The following is an 18,438-nucleotide window of genomic DNA, read 5'->3' as shown; positions in this document are numbered from 1 at the left end:
TGTTTGATATAAGCAAGGCGCATCCTCCGCTCTCGCTGCGGTAAAAAATTCCCCCGAGCGGCCGGAGCCCATACGTGAACCAACAACGACAATGTAAGGAGTTAAGTCATGAACATCCTCGTTTCGAAACACGCGTTCCTCCGCCGCACCGCCGGCTTTGCGAGCCTGGCCGCCGCGATCGTTTTCGTGGCCGGCGCGGGAACCGCGGAAGCGGCGACGGCAACGGCAAACGTCGGCGTAAGCGCGGTTGTCGTGGCGGGCTGCAAGATAGAGACCCTTGCCCCCGTTGCGTTCGGCAATTACGACCCCACCGAGACGGCAGCCGTTCAGGTCAGCAATGGCCAGATCCGGGTGAAATGCACAAGATCAGCAACAGCATATCCGATCACGCTGAGCGCGGGCACCGGTTCGGGTGCAACATGCACCGGCACCCCGGTACGGAAGATGACTCTCGGAGCGAATTCGCTGGCCTACAACCTTTATCAGGGCGGCTACACCACCGTGTGGGGCTGCGACACTTCGAACGACTACGAATACACGGCGACTACCAGTGGATGGACATCTATAGACATCTACGGTGAGATTCCCGCCGAGCAGGACGTCCCGGCCGGCACCTACAACGATACCGTCGTGGCGACCGTAACCTTCTAGGCCGCCGCAAGGATGCCTTGCATCGTCTATGATTTCATTGCCATTGGCGGCCGGGCGGCTCTTGCCGGTCCTGGCCGCGCTTCTTTTCCCATCGCCCCAGCTTGTTGCGGCCCAGTTGGGGGTGTCCCCCACCCGCATCGAGCTGACCGCCGCCAAGCCCACGGCGGCCGTGACGCTGAAGAATGAAAGCGGAGACAGGCTCGTCATCCAGAACTCCATCGTCGCCTGGACCCGCGAGGGCAAAGAGGACCGCTATACCCCGACCAAGGATCTGATCGTCACCCCGCCCATCGCCACGGTGGCGCCGGGCGGGTCCCAGGTGCTCCGCGTGGGACTGCGCCGCCCCGTGGACCCCCACCGCGGACTGGCCTACCGGCTGTTCGTCCAGGAAGTTCCGCCGCCGCCCAAGGCCGGATTCGCCGGGGTACAAATCGCCCTGCGGCTGAGCCTGCCGGTACTGGTCCAGCCGGCGGCCCCCGCCCCGCCGCGGATCGTGTGGAGCGGGGCCAAGCGCCCCGACGGCGGGCTGGAAATCACCGCGCGGAACGAGGGCTCGGCCCTGCTTGCCGTCGACGAACTGACCATCCGCGGCACCGCCGGCAGACCCCAGGGACGAGGTCCGGTTTCGGTATTTCCCGGAGGCCGGCAAAGCTGGGTTTTCCCCGCCGAGGTCCTGGAGGCCGAATCCGAAACCGCCCATGTCCGGGCATCCACCAACGCCGGCGTCATCGAGAGCGACGTGGATGTGGAGATGCCTTGAATGTTCCAGCCCGGCTCTCGTCGCCGTCCTGCTGCTCCTGATGCCCGTCACGGGCCGTTCGCGGGAGCAAGCTAGCCCCCCCCCCTGCCCCGGCCGAACCCGTATCATCCCAGCCCGCGGAGCCGCAGACTCAGGCATCCGGCACGGCCGAACCTCGCGCGGACCGGGAGGAACGTCTGCTGGCGGTCGAGCTGAACGGCGAAAAGGTATCGGAAGGGGCGCTGGTGTTGCGCGGGCGGGATGGAGCGCTGTACGTGCCGGGACATGAGGCGGAAAGCTGGCGGCTGCGGCTGCCCCGCGCCAAGACCGTCCCGCACGACGGCCAGGACTACCTGCTGCTGGCGAACCCGGGCATCGTCGAGGCCCGCATCGACGATGCCCGGCAGACGCTGGTATTGAAGGTCGAACCGTCCCTGCTGGCCGGCACGGTGGTCGAGGCCGGCGGCCGCCTGGCTCGACCTAAGCCTGAGCGGAGCGGTTTCGCGGGTTTCCTGAACTACGATTTCAACATCATGCATTCACCCCAGGGCGATCTCCAGGGAGGCGCGGCGGAGCTCGGGATATCGAACCGTTACGGCCTGGGCACCTCCGCCTTCCTCGCCCGGCACACCAGTGGCCAGGCCGGCTCGGAACTCCAGCTCACCCGCCTGTACACCACATGGCTCATGGACGACCCGGCGAACATGGCCAGTCTGCAGTTGGGCGACAACATCGTGCGCCCCTGGCAGCGCGGCCACCAGGCCCGCTTCGCCGGCATCCAGTACGCCACCAATTTCGGCCTTCAGCCCCGCTTCTACCGTTATCCGCAGCCGGCCGTCATGGGCAGTCTGGCCGAAGCATCGAGCCTCGACATCTTCCTGAACGCCACCCTGGTGGACCGGCAGAACCTGCCCGCCGGCCCGTTTCAAATACGCGACCTGCCCGCCACCAACGGCAGCGGCGAAATCCGCGTCGTGGCGCGCGATCTGCTCGGGCGCGAACAGGTGATCACGCAGCCCTTCTACGTCGGCAGGTCCATGCTGAGGGAAGGGCTGGCCGATTTTTCCTACGAAGCCGGTTTCCTGCGCCGCTATTACGGCACGGACAGCATGAGCTACGGCGCGCCGTTCGGCAGCGCCACCTACCGGCGCGGCTTGAACTCCTGGCTGACCGGCGAACTGCACGGACAGGTGGTCCGCGATCAGGCCGCCGTGGCGGCCGGAGGCTCGTTCCTGATCGGCACCTACGGCGTGGTCGATGCGGCGCTGGGCGTCAGCGGCGGCCAGGGCTGGGGAGGGCTCGGCGGCCTGGGCTTCACACACCAGGGCGAGACCTTCAGCTACGGCGCCAGCTCCTATTTCACCAACCAGAACTTCACCCAGCTCGGCATCGAGCAGGGCCAGTTCGCTCCCAAGCAACTGAGCGATGCGTTCTGCGGCCTCACCGTCACCAGCGGATCGAGCGTTTCCCTCCGATACGGCTCGGCCAACTACTTCGACCGGCCCCATGTCGACACCTATGTCGCGAACTACACCCAGAACCTCTGGGGAGGCCTGACCCTGAGCGTTGCGGCGAGCTATACCAAATCGGACTTCGAGGGCGCCCAGGTCGCGGCCATTCTCACCCTGCCCTTGGGAGAGCGGACGTACGCCACGGCCAACGCCCGGGCAACCCGCTTGCAAGGCTCGCCCACGCAGTTGGAGTTCGATGCCCAGTTGATCCATACTCCCGGCTGGGGACCGGGGTGGGGTTACCGGCTGGACGCCAGCACCAACAACCGCCAGGCCGCGCAACTCACCGCGCAGACCGATTTCGGACTGTTCAGCGCCGAGGTCGCACACTTCCAGGGAGATTTCGCCGAACGCGCCTTCGGCTCCGGCGGCATCGGCCTCATCGAAGGACATCCGTTCCTGTCGCGGCGAATCCAGGACAGCTTTGCCATCGCGAAGGTGGGCAGCTACAAGGACGTCAGGGTCTATGCGGACAATCAGTTGATCGGCCGGACCGACGAAGAAGGGTACGTGGTGCTGCCGCGCCTGCGGGCCTACGACGTCAACGACGTGCGGGTCGATGATGAAGACCTGCCGATGGATGCGCAGATCGGGACCCTCTCCTTGCCGGTCACGCCTTATTTCCGCAGCGGCGTGGTGGTGGACTTCCCGATCCGGCGCTCGCGCGGGGCGACGCTGACGATTCTGCTGGAAGACGGCAAACCGATCCCCGCCGGGGCGACGGTCACCGTGGAGGGAATCGCGGATGAATTTCCCGTCGGCATGGATGGCGAGGTCTATCTGACGGGTCTGTCCGCGCGGAACGAGCTGAAGGTCGACTGGAACGGAGAGCGATGCACGATCGAGGCCGATTATCCGGAATCCGAAGATATGCTGCCGGATCTGGGAAAATTCGTTTGCGCGGGAGTCCGCCGATGAAGCGCGATGTCTGGAAAGGCCGCCAATGGAGGGCGGCAGCCATGCTTTTCTCCCTGCTGGCGTGTCCCGGAATGTCTGGCGCGGAACCGTACCAGTGCGACATCGGCAACATCGGCGTCCCGCACTCGGTCTACGATCCCACGGACTCCAACCCGAACAGCAGCGGCGTGGGCACCGTCGGGATCACTTGCCAGCTCAAGAACGAAAAGCAGACGCAGCGGGTCCAATACACGGTGGCGCTGAGCCGTGGCTTCGGCGGCAGCTACAACCCCCGGCAGATGCGGGGCGGCAAAGGATCGCTCGGCTACAACCTGTATCTGGACGCGGCCAGGGTGACGGTCTGGGGCGATGGAAGCGGCGGCACCCTGCCTCTGCGGGGCACTATGCTGTTGAGCCCTACCAGTCCCGCGCAACAGGTGATCCACAACATTTACGGTCTCATCCCGGCGCTCCAGGACGTTTACGCCGGCACCTATACCGACACGATCACCATAACGCTGACGTATTGAAACTTCGCGGACGCGAGCCGAACGCTTTCTACTGCGGCGTTTTCGCCGTTGTAGTAGGATATGCGGTTTTTCAACGGATTACCGCCATGCGCGAACTCAATCCTCTCTACAATCAGATCAAAGACCTGAAGAGCCGCCAGGATGCTCTTAGGGGGTATCTTTGACTTCGACACCAAACAGGAACGCCTGACCGAGGTCCTGCGCGAACTGGAAGACCCGAAGATCTGGGACAACCCGGAGCGCGCCCAGGCGCTCGGCAAGGAGCGGACTCAACTGGAAGGCGTGGTCAACCGGCTGAACGAGATTGCGGCCGGCGTCGGCGATGCGGAGGAACTGCTCCAGCTCGCGGTCGAGGAAGACGACGAGGAGAGCGTCGAATCGGTCGCCTCCGACTTGGCGCACTATGAAAGCGTCATCGCCGAAATGGAGTTCCGCCGCATGTTCTCCGGCGAAATGGACCCGAACAGCGCGTTCCTGGACATCCAGGCCGGTTCCGGCGGCACCGAGGCCCAGGACTGGGCCCAGATGCTGGAACGCATGTATCTGCGCTGGGGCGAGCGGAAAGGCTTCAAGACCGAACTGGTGGAAGAGTCGCCGGGCGAAGTCGCCGGCATCAAGAGCGCGACCATCCGCTTCGAAGGCGAATACGCCTACGGCTGGTTGCGCACCGAAACTGGCGTCCACCGGCTGGTGCGGAAATCGCCGTTCGACTCGGGCAACCGCCGGCATACTTCTTTTTCCTCCGTCTTCGTCTCGCCCGAGATCGACGACAACATCGACATCGACATCAATCCGGCCGATCTGCGCACCGACGTCTACCGCGCCAGCGGCGCCGGCGGGCAGCACGTCAACCGGACCGAATCGGCGGTGCGCATCACCCATGTCCCGACCGGCATCGTGGTGCAGTGTCAGAACCAGCGCTCCCAGCACGCCAACCGCGACTGGTGCATGAAGCAGTTGCGCGCCAAGCTCTACGAGCTGGAGATGCAGAAGCGCAACACCGAGAAGCAGAAACTGGAAGACTCCAAGTCCGACATCGGCTGGGGCAGCCAGATCCGCTCCTACGTGCTGGACCAGTCGCGCATCAAGGACCTGCGCACCAACGTGGAAACCGGCAACCCCCAGGCGGTGCTCGACGGCGACCTGGACCTGTTCATCGAAGCCAGCCTGAAGAGCGGCCTGTAAAGACATGAGCGAACTGCAAGACGAAAACAAACTGATCGCGCTGCGCCGCGAAAAGCTCGCCGAGCTGCGGCAAGCCGGCATCGCCTTCCCCAACGATTTCCGCCGCGACGGCGTGGCCGCCGAACTGCACGCACGCTACGGGGAGGAAACGGCGGAGGCGCTGGAGGAAATCGCCGCTTCGGTCAAGCTGGCCGGGCGGCTGATGGGCAAGCGCATCATGGGCAAGGCCAGCTTCGCCCATATCCAGGACATGTCCGGCCGCATCCAGATATTCCTGCAGCGGGACGCCCTGGCCGAAGGCGTCTACGACGATTTCAAGGGCTGGGACATCGGCGACGTGATCGGCGTGGAAGGCACGGTGTTCCGCACCAAGACCGGCGAACTGTCGGTGAAGGCCGCCGACATCCGCCTCCTCACCAAGTCGCTGCGCCCGCTGCCCGAGAAGTTCCACGGCCTGACCGATGCCGAGACCTGCTACCGCCAGCGCTACGTGGACCTCATCATGAACGAGGACTCGCGCCGGGTGTTCCAGTTGCGCAGCGCCATCGTGCGCTACATCCGCGAATTCCTGAGCGAGCGCGGCTTCATCGAGGCGGAGACGCCGATGATGCAGGTGATCCCCGGCGGCGCCCGCGCCAAGCCCTTCGTCACCCATCACAACGCCTTGGGGCTGGACCTGTACCTGCGCATCGCCCCGGAGCTCTACCTCAAGCGGCTGGTGGTGGGCGGCTTCGAGAAGGTGTTCGAGATCAACCGCAGCTTCCGCAACGAGGGGCTATCCACCCGGCACAACCCCGAATTCACGATGATCGAGTTCTATCAGGCCTATGCCGATTACCGGGACCTGATGAACCTGACCGAAGCGCTGATGCGGGGGATTGCGCTGAGCCTGCTGGGCGGCGCCGTCGTCACCCATCAGGGCAAGGATTACGACCTGGGACAGCCGTTCCGGCGCATGACGGTGCTGGAATCGATCCTCCACTACAACCCGGACATCCGGGCGGAAGAGCTGGCCGAGCGCGAAAGCGCCGCCAGGATCGCGGCCCGGTTGGGCATCCCGGTCGCCGCGGGCGACGGGCTCGGCAAGATCCAGACCGAGATCTTCGAGCAGACCGTGGAAGACCGGCTGGACGAGCCGACCTTCATCACCGCCTACCCGGCCGAGGTGTCTCCCTTGGCGCGGCGCAACGACGAGAATCCGTTCATCACCGACCGCTTCGAGTTCTTCGTGGGCGGACGCGAGCTGGCCAACGGCTTTTCCGAGCTCAACGATCCGGAAGACCAGGCCGAGCGGTTCCGGAAGCAGGTGGAGGACAAGGCCGCCGGCGACGAGGAGGCCATGCACTACGATGCCGACTACATCCGCGCCCTGGAATACGGCCTGCCGCCCACCGCCGGCGAAGGCATCGGCATCGACCGCCTGGTGATGTTCTTCACCGACTCGCCCTCCATCCGCGACGTCATCCTGTTCCCCCACATGCGGCCGGAATGAACCGCCCGGATTTCCCGAAGACCGGTTGAGTCGGGCCGCGGGCACCCACTCACGTCGTCGGCGATGATCCTAGAACCTGTCTTGAAAAATCCATTCAAGCAAAGTCAATCCGTTGAAATCAGGAAAATTCTCCGCTCAGGGCGGATGCCGAAGGCGATCCGCCAACCAATCCCCTAAGCCACACGATTTGTGGGCCCGGCTGGCATGCGTGCTGTTTCGGGATGGCGGAACCCGAAAGAGCCGGTTCCGCCCTACGTCGTCCCTGTAGGGTCGATAAGCGTAGCGCATCCACCTCCGCGCCGACTCGAAGAGCAGCGAAGCTGACTCGAAGAGCAGCGGAGCTGAATTTGGCGGATGCGCTGCCGCTTATCCGCCCTACGATCCTCCATCTCCTTTTTCAAGATAGACTCTTATAATCCAGCGCGGCTGGTCGCCATGATCGTTAACGCGCCCTGTCTGCTCAGAAAATCACTCCGGGACATACGCCGCTTGGAAAGGGCGCCTGAATATCACTATAATTCTTCTTTGATATCAGCCTATAGCAATGCGATTCATCTGATCGCAACAATAGATAAGCCAAATAACTGACTAATCTAACATCATTCTCTCCCTCCCAAAATACGTAGCCGCCCGTATTTAGCCTGTTTCAATGACGTCGTAGCCTTTGCCCCGAAAGTTGCCGAAGCCTACGACCAACGAACCAAGGTCTCGTGGAACTCGGCGGCGGAGATGGGACCGAAACCGGCTCGTTCAATACCCAAGGAACGAACGCCAATTACCGCGACAATAAGGTAGGGGGATTTCCATGATCAAATCGACCGCAAGTTCAATACTTTTTACATTCCTGATGATTCCGGCGTCGGGCGCGTTGGCCTCTGAACCCGCACCATTGGTGTTGTCCGATTCCGCGTTGGACAACATTACTGCCGGATCGTCGGCAGCAGGCGCCACAGCCGATGCCAGCGCGACTTCCATGATTTCAGGGCTCGCGATTACGACGACCCACACTGCCGCCCAACCCGGCGCGGCGAATGCAAGTGCCTTCGGATTCGGCGGTGCGCCCGGCGGCACGGCGGACGCCAATGCCGACGCTAATACCGCTGTCTCAGGCCCTTCCATTACCCACGGCTTCGATGTCAACGTCAGCGTCCCTGGCTACGACGTCGCCTACGCGGCCAGTGTTACGGTAGCAACGCCCTGAGCGTGCTCTCGTTTCACGAGGACACGGTGTTGTGAGGAAAAACGAAAGAATGCCTGAATGGTGAGGGATTACCTTTGGGCTCTTCCGACAGCCTCGAAAGCTGTCGGCGATTCTCTCAAAGGAGTGAAATCATCCACGCGACAATGGGAGATATGTTCATGAATAAACGTACTATCGGGTTTCTGATGGGTTCGTTGCTTCTTACGGGACCCGCGTTTGCGGCGAACGAAGAGGCCAATGAGCCGATCGCGCTGAACGAGAACCAGATGGATTCCGTGACGGCCGGGTATGTTACCGCCGATGCAACCGCGAATGCTGTTGCTTGGTCCTATGGATTTTCTTACGCGACCGCCACAGCATCGACGTTTGCCTATGGCGGCTACTACGCCTCAGCGGGCTCCGCTTCTTACTCGTACGCCGATTGACCTTAATAAGGAGACTTAATCATGAAAACTGTAAATTCCATCTTGGCCGGCTTCGCTGGCACCCTTCTGCTCGCGCTGGGAACCACCGTCAATGCCGAAGAGCAGCTCATTCTGAGCGATGCCGACATGGATGGCGTCACCGCGGGCTATAACTGGTCCTCGGCCGGTGCGGGCGCCAGCTTCGTAGGCATTTACGGAGGTGTCTCGACCTACTCATCCACCTACGCTGATCCGTACTACACGGGCGGCTATGCGAGCGCCTCGGCGGCTGGAATCTGGGGTACCTCGTCGGCAGGCGCTGGGTCGACGTCGGTATCGTACTAAATAGAGGCAGGGATAGACCGCTCTCTTTCCTTGACTTCCCGCGACACTAACGAAGTTACCCGGGAGAGAGCGGTTATCGCCCCACGGCGCGTGTCCCGTGAAGACCTTCACGGGACACGCTTTATGGATGGCGGAGGCGCCAGCCTTACACATGTCAAGCCACGGGCGCAAGCGAAAGTGGCATGCCTGCTCTGCAAATGCGGCTGTAAATGGTAATCCGGCTTTGTACCCAACCTTGGTTTTCACTCCTTACAGGAGAACTTCCCATGAATGCCATCTTTTTGCGCGGCGTAATTATTTTTGCAAGTACGGCCCTGTCTAGCGGCAGCGTTCTTGCCGAGGGGATCACCTTGACCGATGCGGACATGGACTCGATCACCGCGGGCTCTCCAGGGAGCGGCGGTCCGCAGAATGTATTAGGCCCAATGCATTGGCCGCTTTTCCCCGAGTTTTTGAAGCAATACTACCTTAACCTCCACGGCAAACTCGATAACGTGGCAATTGCTGTCGACAGCAAGGGATTATCAACCGCAACGGCCATTGCCGTTGCCCATGGCGCTTGGACCGCTGTCAGCGCAAATGCTGACGCATCCAACGGCATGGCCGTATCCTCCAGCACCAGTGTCAGCGCAAGTTATTAAGTATTGCCCCCTGGTCAAATAGGCAGCGGCGCCGAGGGAGTTTGCTACCCATACTAACGATTAAGAAAGCAATGTCACACAACATTCTCTCATAACCGTTCAGTCCCCTGGCCGCGTTCCCGGAAAAAAAACGGGGTATGAACGGTTGCCCTTCCCTCTCCTTCCGGGAGAGGGGAGGGCAAGGGCGATCCAACAATGACATTGCTTTCTTAACGACGAGTAAAATCCATGGCGAGCAGGAGGGGAGAGATGGATGTGCGCAATGCGCACCGGCTTGGTCCCCGGAACCTACCGGTAGGGTGGATAAGCGTAGCGCATCCACCTCCGCGCCGACTCGAAGAGCAGCGGAGCTGACTCGAAGAGCAGCGGAGCTGACTCTGCCGGATGCGCGGCTTATCCGTCTACGATCTCCACGGGAGCTTCCTCAGACTAGAACGTTTCGCTCTCATCGCCGCCCCCCACGCGACGACGGAGGTCGCCGAGCGAGGCTTACGACATGGTATACAATAATGAATAATGCATTACGCTCCGCACCTTTCTCCCTTGCCGTCTTCGCGTTTGCCTTATTGCCAGCAACACCAACGATGGGCGATCAGGCAAGAACCGTCCATTCCCTTTTGGAAATGCGCCAAGCCAACGTCGTCGTGCAGCAATGGGACATAAGTTGCGGCGCCGCCGCGCTCACAACCTTATTGAATTATCAGCATGGTGAATCCTTGACAGAAAAACAGGTCGCCACCGGGCTGATGCGCCGAGCGGAATACATTAAGAACCCAGACATTGTCCGCATAAGAGAGGGGTTCTCTCTGTTGGATCTCAAACGATTTGTGGACACGCTCAAATATACCGGAGTTGGTTTGGGTCAATTGACACTAAAGAACCTCCTCAATGAGGCGCCCATTATTGTTCCAGTCAGCATGATCGGCTATAATCATTTTGTGATTTTTAGAGGGATCCTGGGAAATCGCGTGCTGCTGGCGGATCCGGCCTGGGGCAATCGCACTATGCTCGTGGATAAATTCGAATCCAGTTGGATCGACTATCCCAAACTTGGGCACGTAGGTTTCGTTGTACGGCGCAAGGATGGGACAAAACCACCAAATCGTTTGGCACCCAAGGCGAACGAATTTCTCGTTTTAGGCTGAGGTCGCGTCCCGTACGGCGCAGGACCTTTGGCGATGGGGTCCGCCCGCGCTATCAAGCATGCAAAAGCCAGTCCATAACTGACTCGGGAACGCCCGCTCCGCGGAACCCCGTTCAGCAAGGCACTGATTTTTTAGACGACAGTTCCCAGGGAGTGACGGCAGGATTTTCGGGGTGTGCCAATGTTTCTTGCGTCACATTGCAAAAAAAGTGGCAAACAAGTCCATCCACTACTAAGATGTATTAACCGTCACGGATCTTCTATTTGCCATGAATGCTGCAACGAATTTGATTCAACGGTTCCATGTCGGGACGACGATGCCTCTGCCGCTTCGGTCGTCACCAACCACTCGCGGTTCGTGCCCAGGTTGGAAATTGCGACGATTGTTGCTGGTGATCAGCGCCGGCGTTTTGTTTGAGGGTGTCTTAGCGCATGACGCGGCGGCGGCTGGGCGGCAGGACGAGCTGCTGAAGCAGCTTCAGGAGAAGTTGGACCAACGCGACGCTATTATTCTTGATCTCCAAAAACGCGTCGCACTTCTTGAGCGACGGGGCAACGCGGAATCGGAGGCGCCTCCCCAGGCCAAGGCGGAAACTCCGGTTGCCACAAAATCACCACCAGCCAGCTCCACTGAAGCCAGACCCGAGACTCCGGTAACGAAAACGGCGATGGCAAATCGCAACGGCACCTCGACTGCTTTGGAAGTGGACGAAGAGGCTGCCCAGCGGGCCTTGGAACGGCAATTAAACCTCACGGGCGCGCTACTTGTTCCTTACAAGGTTCTTCAAATCCAACCCTATTTCACTTATACCCGTGTGGAGCGCGATTTTCCAACATTTATTACCCAGGATAGATTTCTTATTGGGGTAGGAAATCAGCGCTTCACTCAGAATCAATATCTTAGTGGAGTTTTTGGGCGACTTGGCCTCCCCTTTGATTCGCAGTTGGAATTGAACCTGCCCTATCAAGTCGTAGACCAATCCGTCGTGACCCCGGCGGTTCCGTCCGCCAACGAAACCGACCATACCGCCTCATCCTTTGGAGACATGAGTGTCGGTCTGGCCAAGACTTTATACCACGAACGAGGCTGGCTGCCGGACTTTGTGGGCCGAGTGACCTGGACTGCCCCGACGGGCAAGTGGACTAGCGGAAACGTGCTTCTTGGAAATGGCTTCAATAGGGTTAACGGTTCTCTTACATTTCTCAAACGCCAGGATCCTCTCGCCTTTTCCGGAACATTCTTCTACCAGGCCTCCTTTGAGGCGAATGGCATTGATCCGGGGGATCAATATGGAGTTACGCTGGGGACCTTCCTGGCCGCCAGCCCAGAAACGTCCCTGGGCCTGCAGATACAGCAAATATTCTTCACAGGATATGAGATTGGTGGGAATTCCGTGCTAGGGAATACCACCGCCGCGCTAGGAAAGAATCAAGCCAACAGCTCGATTATCCTTAGCGCAAACACCCGCGTCAGCAGGACCGGCTTTTTTAGCTTATCCGGCGCGATCGGCTTAACAAGCGGCGCCCCGAATTATTTTGTTAACGCGTCGCTTCCAATTAATTTCGACTTGCCATTCTAGAGTCTTTAGGTATAGAGGAACACAGGAAGCGGGAAACGTGTCAACTCATTCAAACATGGCCGGGGTATCCGTTCAGACCCCCACTTTTTTGCTGGGAACGCAGCCATCCTGGCCGCTTTTTCAGCGGGCGGCACGCCCGCCCATTCAACCCACCCAAAAACGGTGATGCCAAGCTGTTTTTTTAATAAACTGGGAGAGCGGGGTATTTATGATGACCAAGAAATCTCTAATAATGGCGTTAATGACGATGGCGAGCGCTCATGCCGTTTCGGCCCAGCCCGTTAGCTTGAAAATAAAAGGAATTTCTTACTGCGCCCCCTACAAACAGGAGGCTTTTGAGGCCGAAAGCACGTTCGAAGTCAAGGATGACGTGGGAATCCTGACCTACGGAGGGGTTGAATTTGTCGCGCCTGCCGGAGGCTATCCAATTACGCAGTCAACAAACCAGTTCATCATCGGTGGCCCACTTGCTATACGTGCGGATGACGGCACGTTGAACTATAGCGGACAAAATATCACCTTCGTTGGGAGTCTCAAACATCGACCCGATGGCTCCTTCAAGAAAGGCCAGGGGATCGTAATCATCGACCAGACTAACGTGAACGGTTGCTTCGCAAGGGGAACATTCAAACTCGTTCCGCAATGAGTACGTTGTAACCGTTCATACCCCCGCTTTTTTGATGTGAAACAACGCGAAGCGTTTCCTTGCCCCCCTCTCCCGCAAGCGGGAGAGGGCTGGGGTTAGGTGACTGAACGATCACCTACGGCTGATTCACGCGGGTATCAATCTTCGACCGCCCCCGGAGGGGGGGATCTCTTTTGGATTTACGGATTACCGGTAAGGTCGCTCTCGACCGTGGATTGCCCACACCGCAGTGTGGCTTTTGAGCCGACCTCCAGGTCGAATGTGTCCACGCCTCCAATGTCTCCGTTATTTCTGTAATGCGCTTTAACCTTGGCTTCCACAACAGCCGAGAGCATGGCCTGGGCGGTCGCCCTGGCTAACGCTTGCGCGCGCGATTTCCCAATATTGATCCCAAGCAGTTGGAAGCTCGAGTCACTTATAGCCTTCGATATCGCGTCGACGCTTACGCTGGCAAACGACGACGCCTTGAAGTCAACCAGCCCCACGAACTCGGTGATGTTCTGGCCGGTGACTTGAGCGGCCATATTTTCCTCCGTCAGAACGCCTGCAGAAGCGTCGGCGGTCGAGACGCTGTTTGCGCCCCCAAAATTTTTAGCGAGAAAAAGAGGAGGCAACTCTCCGATCCCCGACATGTTTTGGTAAAGTTCCTCCGGTACCGATAAGGGAGGAAACCGGCTCCAAACCCCACTATCGGCGGTGGATTCTGTTTCTGATCTTGCGAAAACAAGCTGACTTTGAGTCAACTCTGTCCAGAAACCAACGCCATTGACAGAACTGCTTACATCATCGCGTTCGACTACGAACTTCGCTTGCCCCCTGAAATAGAACTTGACTCCATTTTCTGCGTTAGCGAGGGCCGAAGCCATAGCCTTGGCTGATGAAAAACCATAAGTCCGCGCAAAAGTTTTGGTGTTCGTCGATGCCCATGCCCCTGCCAAGCACTCTTCGGCATCAAAGGTCGCGTATATATCTTTCGTAATCGTTTCTTGAGCGGAAAAAGCGTCCGAACTTATGAGTGCCGCAAATAGAGCAAACGCCAAAGATGCTGTCTTTTTCATTTAATATGATCCCACAGTTATAAAAAAGATTTACAGTCGCAAGTACCACCATCCGGTGGGCCATCTTTCGCTTTGACATCAGGCAAATAATATTATAGCACTGTACTTTGATGTTTCACGGATTCGAGGCAGTCCGGTGGAGACGACATCGGGCCGTTCGGAGTCATATTTCTGCCCCGTAGCGAAATTCGGCAGCCGCCGGTACAGTAGGTATAGACTATTCCTCGGCAGGGGTGAGTAGTTTTCCGTCCTTGTCCAGCAGCGGGACGTGATATTTCCTGAGCAGCGCTTCGATGTCCGCGGCCTTCTTGTCGATGAGCGCCTCCAACTGCTCTTTCCGCGCCTTGTCGGGAATCCGCACCCCCATCGACATGGCGTAGTCGAACCGCACCCCTTCCTCGGACGGCATGGGAATCAGTGCGAAGGTTCCCGGCTTGTTGTGGTAGACCAGATAGCCCGCCATCGGCCCCCACACGATGGCCATGTCTATGTTGCCGGCGAGCAGTTCCTTCTCCACCGTCTGGGTGGTGTTGACCGTCGCGTCTCCGGTCATCGACTGGTAGGGAACCCCCTGTTCCACCAGCTCATGCTTCAGCATCCAGGTCGTGGCCGGCGAGCCGTCGAACATGGCGATCCGGAGTTTCGACTTGCGCTCCGGCGGCAGGGCGTCCAGTGCCGCGGCGGAATGGACGTCGTCCCAGCCCTTCTTCTTCACGTAGACCAGGGCATAGGTCGATCGGTAGTAGGGCTTGGTGGTGGCGGCCTGGTCGTAGCCCGTCGGCAAGCCCATCACCACGTCACACTTGTATTCCTCGGAATCGGGCTCCTTGGCCTTCAAGGTGTTGCGGATAAAACCCATGCGCTGTGGAAACCAAGTGTAGACGAGTTTCTTGCCCAGTTCCTTGGCGAACAGCTCGGCGATCTTGTTCTCGAACCCGCCGCCCTTCTGATCGGAATACGGCGGGTTGTTGGGATCGGCGCAAACCTTGAAGGCGTCGCTGGCCGCCGGGGCGGCCGCAGCGGTGAGCAGCCAGGCAACCCCGGCCGAAATCAGACCTGTTTTTTTCATCATGTTCTCGTGATCCGAAACAAGCGTGGGCGACCATCCGGCCGCCAACGCAATTGTGTCACCGTTTGCGTCCTGCACAAACAAAAATGCCCCGGATCGGGCAACCGATCCGGGGCATTCATTCGCCGGTCTACGCCGGCTCTCAGCTCATGGAACCAGACCGGTTCTTACGGCAGAGTGAACACGGTGAACACGCCGCCCAGCTTGGTGTGGCTGCTCAGGCCCTTGTAGGCGCCCACCGCGCCCAGGCCTTCGGTGTCGCCTTCCAGGCCGGCCGCCATGCCCACACCGGCCCAGCCGCCGATGCCGGACAGCACGCCGAGGTACTGCTTGCCGTTGTAGGTCCAGGTGCTGACGTTGCCGATGATGCCCGACGGCGTCTTGAACCGGTACAGTTCTTCGCCGGTCTTGGCGTCACGTACCTTCAGATAGCCTTCCAGGGTGCCGTAGATCACGATGTCGCCAGCGGTCGAAACCATGCCGCTCCACAGCGAGAACGGCTCGTCGATCTGCCAGACGATGGTACCGGTCGTCGGATCCCAGGCGGTGAAGGAACCCATGTGGTTGCTCGACTCCTTCTCGCCGGTCTTCACGTTGGCCTTGGCCGGGAAGATGTTCAGCGTAGCGCCGACATACGGCTGGCCCGCGGTGTATTCGACCTCGAACGGCTCATAGTTCATGCAGGTATGGTTACCCGGAATGTAGATGAGCTTGGTCCGCGGCGAATAGGTCACCGGCGGCTCGTTCTTGGCGCCCATTGCGGAGGGGCAGATGCCTTTGGTGTCGACATCCACGCCGCCATGCTGGGTGGAATACTTCGGATTGACCTGCGGACGGCCGGTCTTCATGTCGACGTGAGTCGCCCAGTTGACGGCCTTGTCGAACTTCTCGGCCACCAGCAGCTCGCCGGTGACGCGGTCCAGGGTGTAGCCGAAGCCGTTACGGTCGAAGTGGGTCAGCAGCTTGGAGTGCTTGGAACCGTCCTTCGCGGTCATTTCCTGGTCGACCAGCATCATTTCGTTGATGCCGTCATAGTCCCATTCGTCGTGCGGGGTCATCTGGTAGACCCACTTGGCTTCGCCGGTATCGGCGTCGCGGGCCCAGATGGTCATCGACCACTTGTTGTCGCCGGGGCGCTGCACCGGGTTCCAGGTGCTCGGGTTGCCCGAACCGTAGTAGACCAGGTTCAGGTCCGGATCGTAGCTGTACCAGCCCCAGGTGGTGCCGCCGCCGATCTTCCACTGGTCGCCCTGCCAGGTCTTCAGCGAGGAATCCTTGCCGACCGGAGCCATCTTGCCGTCGGTCCAGGTCATGGTGTGCTCGGGATCCAGGCCGACTTCGTCGTCCGGGCCCATGCTGTACTTCTTCCACGCCAAGGTGCCGTCCTTGATGTTGTAAGCAGCCAGGAAGCCGCGCACGCCGAATTCACCGCCGGAGATGCCCGTCAGGACCTTGTCCTTGACGACCAGGGGGGCGTTGGTGGCGGTCATGCCGGTCTTCGGATCGCCGTTCTTGACTTTCCAGACGATCTTGCCGGTCTTGGCGTCGAGGGCCACCAGGGTGGCGTCGCCTTGGGCCAGGAAGACCTTGCCGTCGCCGTACGCCAGACCGCGGTTGACGACGTCGCAGCACATCACGGAGATGACCTGAGACTGATCGGTGCCCTTGTCGGGGGCGTAGACGTATTCCCAGATCACGGACTGGGTCGCCTGATCCAAGGCATAGACCTTGTGGGGATACCCGGTGTGAATGTAGATCACGTCGTTGACGACGAGCGGACCGCCTTCATGGCCGCGCAGCATACCGGTGGAGAACGTCCAGACCGGCTGCAGGTGCTTGGCGTTCTTGAAGTTGATCTGGTCCAGCGTGCTGTAACGCGTGCCCGCGTAGTCGCCACCCCAAGTCGCAAAGTTCTTCGGATCCTTGGTGAGTGCTTCCACTTCGGCGTTCGCGAAAGAGACCCCGGGTACTGCCAGCAACGATGCTATGGAACTTGCGATGAGCCAGCTTTTCACGGGTTTTTTCATCTTGTTTCCTCCTGGTATCTGCGTCCGCAGAATACGTCTTGTTAGTGAAAAAATTTCCGAAAACTCTAGGGAGGACGGCGGCCGGTATCGCCGGAATTTTTCCCGGTAAAAGGCATGAAAATGCCCCGTCCAGCCCGTCTGGACGCGTAAGGTGAAGGATTTCGCCATAAAAGTCAACCTGAAGACAGGGCCGGGAAATGCGCCCGGAAGCCGCGTCTTTCGTGGGTTCGACCCCCAACCAGGCCGGGCGGAGCGCGTCAATTCGCCACGCCCGGCCGAAAGCGGGACGGTTGAACATCGCGGCGCCGAAGGGGACAATGCCCTAACGTTATTCTCAGGTATTTTTCCCCCTTCCGAGGACACCCCAGTGCCCCCCCGTTTCGCCCGAACCGCCGGAGCGGCCCTCTGCGGCCTCTGGTGGGGCTTGGCCGCCGCCCGGCCGGACCTCGATCTGCGTGAAGTCGCGCAAGGCATTTTCGTCCATCAGGGCCGGCACGAGCTGCCCGACACGCACAACCGGGGGGAAATCGCCAACATCGGCTTCATCGCTGGCGAACGCTGCGTCGCCGTGATCGACAGCGGCGGAAGCCCCGAACAGGGCCGGGCGCTGAAAGCCGCGATCGCCGCCCGCACCCCGCTGCCCGTGTGTTACGTGATCAACACCCACGTCCACCCCGACCATATTTACGGCAACCGCGCCTTCAAGGCGCCCGGCGTATCGTTCATCGGCCATCACAAGCTCGCTCAGGCGATGGCGACGCGGGCGCCGTACTACATCGAAAAGGCTGCACGGGACCTGGGCTACACGCTGACCGCCGAGGACTTCGTGCCGCCGGACCGGCCGGTGCGGGAAAGGATGGAACTCGACCTCGGCAACCGAACGCTCAGTCTCACCGCCCATGGCCCCGCGCATACCGACAACGACCTGAGCGTCTATGATGCCAAGACCGGGACGTTATGGGCGGCCGACCTCCTGTTCATGGGGCACCTGCCGGTGGTGGACGGCAGCCTGACCGGCTGGCTGAAGGAGATCGACCACCTCAAAGCCGTGCCGGCCAGACTGGCCGTCCCCGGCCACGGCCCGGCCATCAGCGACTGGCCCCAGGCCATCGCCGCCGAGGAGCGCTATCTCAACGGTCTCGCAACCGAGGTCCGCGCCGCGATCAAACAGCACAGGACGATGGAACAGGCCATGGAAAGCGTGGGGACTTCGATGCGGGGCGAGTGGCGACTGTTCGACGAATTCAACAAGAGGAACGTCTCCACGGCGTTCGCCGCGCTGGAATGGGAAGACGACTAACAGTATTCTCTAATAATA

Annotated in this window: 17 protein-coding genes; 14 read left to right on the top strand and 3 right to left on the bottom strand. The window is 60.1% G+C overall.

Annotated features, from left to right (window positions below):
* Positions 1-108: 108 nt before the first annotated feature.
* The 13 genes from ABZN20_RS15055 to ABZN20_RS14995 all read left to right on the top strand — a co-directional run bounded on the left by ABZN20_RS15055 (position 109) and on the right by ABZN20_RS14995 (position 12,966).
* Positions 109-651, top strand: coding sequence for a Csu type fimbrial protein (locus tag ABZN20_RS15055; RefSeq protein ID WP_367025777.1), 543 nt, complete (start codon positions 109-111; stop codon positions 649-651).
* A 28-nt stretch (positions 652-679) separates the two neighbouring features.
* Complete coding sequence (locus ABZN20_RS15050; protein WP_169601745.1) at positions 680-1,411, top strand: fimbrial biogenesis chaperone; 732 nt, start codon at positions 680-682, stop codon at positions 1,409-1,411.
* Positions 1,412-1,665: 254 nt separating this feature from the next.
* Positions 1,666-3,819, top strand: a complete 2,154-nt coding sequence (locus ABZN20_RS15045) for a fimbria/pilus outer membrane usher protein (protein ID WP_367025776.1) — start codon at positions 1,666-1,668, stop codon at positions 3,817-3,819.
* Positions 3,816-4,328 (top strand): Csu type fimbrial protein, encoded by a 513-nt coding sequence (locus tag ABZN20_RS15040; RefSeq protein ID WP_228719974.1) that lies wholly within the window; start codon positions 3,816-3,818, stop codon positions 4,326-4,328. The genes ABZN20_RS15045 and ABZN20_RS15040 overlap by 4 nt, the downstream gene beginning before the upstream one ends.
* Positions 4,329-4,414: 86 nt before the next feature.
* A protein-coding gene (gene prfB, locus ABZN20_RS15035; protein WP_367025775.1) for a peptide chain release factor 2 occupies positions 4,415-5,513 on the top strand; the annotation gives its coding sequence in 2 pieces (ribosomal slippage) (positions 4,415-4,489 and positions 4,491-5,513; 1,098 coding nt in all).
* Positions 5,514-5,517: 4 nt separating this feature from the next.
* Positions 5,518-7,005 (top strand): lysine--tRNA ligase, encoded by a 1,488-nt coding sequence (gene lysS / locus ABZN20_RS15030; RefSeq protein WP_367025774.1) that lies wholly within the window; start codon positions 5,518-5,520, stop codon positions 7,003-7,005.
* Between the two features lie 805 nt (positions 7,006-7,810).
* The gene (locus ABZN20_RS15025; RefSeq protein WP_367025773.1) at positions 7,811-8,206 is read left to right on the top strand and encodes a hypothetical protein; all 396 of its coding nucleotides are present in this window, start codon (positions 7,811-7,813) and stop codon (positions 8,204-8,206) included.
* A gap of 158 nt (positions 8,207-8,364) precedes the next feature.
* Entirely contained in the window at positions 8,365-8,631 is a 267-nt protein-coding gene (locus ABZN20_RS15020) for a hypothetical protein (protein ID WP_367025772.1), read from the top strand.
* A 21-nt stretch (positions 8,632-8,652) separates the two neighbouring features.
* On the top strand, positions 8,653-8,955 hold the full coding sequence (locus ABZN20_RS15015; protein WP_367025771.1) for a hypothetical protein: 303 nt from the start codon (positions 8,653-8,655) through the stop codon (positions 8,953-8,955).
* A 266-nt stretch (positions 8,956-9,221) separates the two neighbouring features.
* Positions 9,222-9,596 carry a hypothetical protein gene (locus ABZN20_RS15010; protein WP_367025770.1) on the top strand — a complete coding sequence of 125 codons (375 nt, stop codon included), beginning with the start codon at positions 9,222-9,224 and terminating at the stop codon, positions 9,594-9,596.
* Positions 9,597-10,105: 509 nt separating this feature from the next.
* Positions 10,106-10,741: a C39 family peptidase gene (locus ABZN20_RS15005; protein WP_367025769.1), complete on the top strand. Its 636-nt coding sequence runs from the start codon at positions 10,106-10,108 to the stop codon at positions 10,739-10,741.
* Positions 10,742-11,123: 382 nt separating this feature from the next.
* Entirely contained in the window at positions 11,124-12,320 is a 1,197-nt protein-coding gene (locus tag ABZN20_RS15000) for a type IV pilus assembly protein FimV (protein ID WP_367025768.1), read from the top strand.
* 208 nt (positions 12,321-12,528) lie between these two features.
* A complete protein-coding gene (locus ABZN20_RS14995) occupies positions 12,529-12,966 on the top strand; it encodes a hypothetical protein (RefSeq protein WP_367025767.1) in 438 nt (145 codons plus the stop codon).
* 179 nt (positions 12,967-13,145) lie between these two features.
* Here ABZN20_RS14995 and ABZN20_RS14990 read toward each other — a convergent pair whose 3' ends face one another.
* The 3 genes from ABZN20_RS14990 to ABZN20_RS14980 form a co-directional block, all read right to left on the bottom strand.
* Positions 13,146-14,024 carry a hypothetical protein gene (locus tag ABZN20_RS14990; protein WP_218807980.1) on the bottom strand — a complete coding sequence of 293 codons (879 nt, stop codon included), beginning with the start codon at positions 14,022-14,024 and terminating at the stop codon, positions 13,146-13,148.
* A gap of 217 nt (positions 14,025-14,241) precedes the next feature.
* Positions 14,242-15,096, bottom strand: coding sequence for a substrate-binding domain-containing protein (locus tag ABZN20_RS14985; protein ID WP_367025766.1), 855 nt, complete (start codon positions 15,094-15,096; stop codon positions 14,242-14,244).
* Between the two features lie 164 nt (positions 15,097-15,260).
* Positions 15,261-17,120 (bottom strand): methanol/ethanol family PQQ-dependent dehydrogenase, encoded by a 1,860-nt coding sequence (locus tag ABZN20_RS14980; RefSeq protein WP_218807983.1) that lies wholly within the window; start codon positions 17,118-17,120, stop codon positions 15,261-15,263.
* A gap of 367 nt (positions 17,121-17,487) precedes the next feature.
* Here ABZN20_RS14980 and ABZN20_RS14975 point away from each other — a divergent pair, with 367 nt between their 5' ends.
* Positions 17,488-18,420 (top strand): quinoprotein relay system zinc metallohydrolase 2, encoded by a 933-nt coding sequence (locus ABZN20_RS14975; RefSeq protein WP_367025765.1) that lies wholly within the window; start codon positions 17,488-17,490, stop codon positions 18,418-18,420.
* Positions 18,421-18,438 lie beyond the last annotated feature (18 nt).

The sequence above is a fragment of the Methylococcus sp. ANG genome (genome assembly GCF_040730495.1).
Classification (GTDB): Bacteria; Pseudomonadota; Gammaproteobacteria; order Methylococcales; family Methylococcaceae; genus Methylococcus.
Note: the sequence above shows the minus strand (reverse complement) of the source record. Positions and strands in the feature narration are given on the sequence as shown.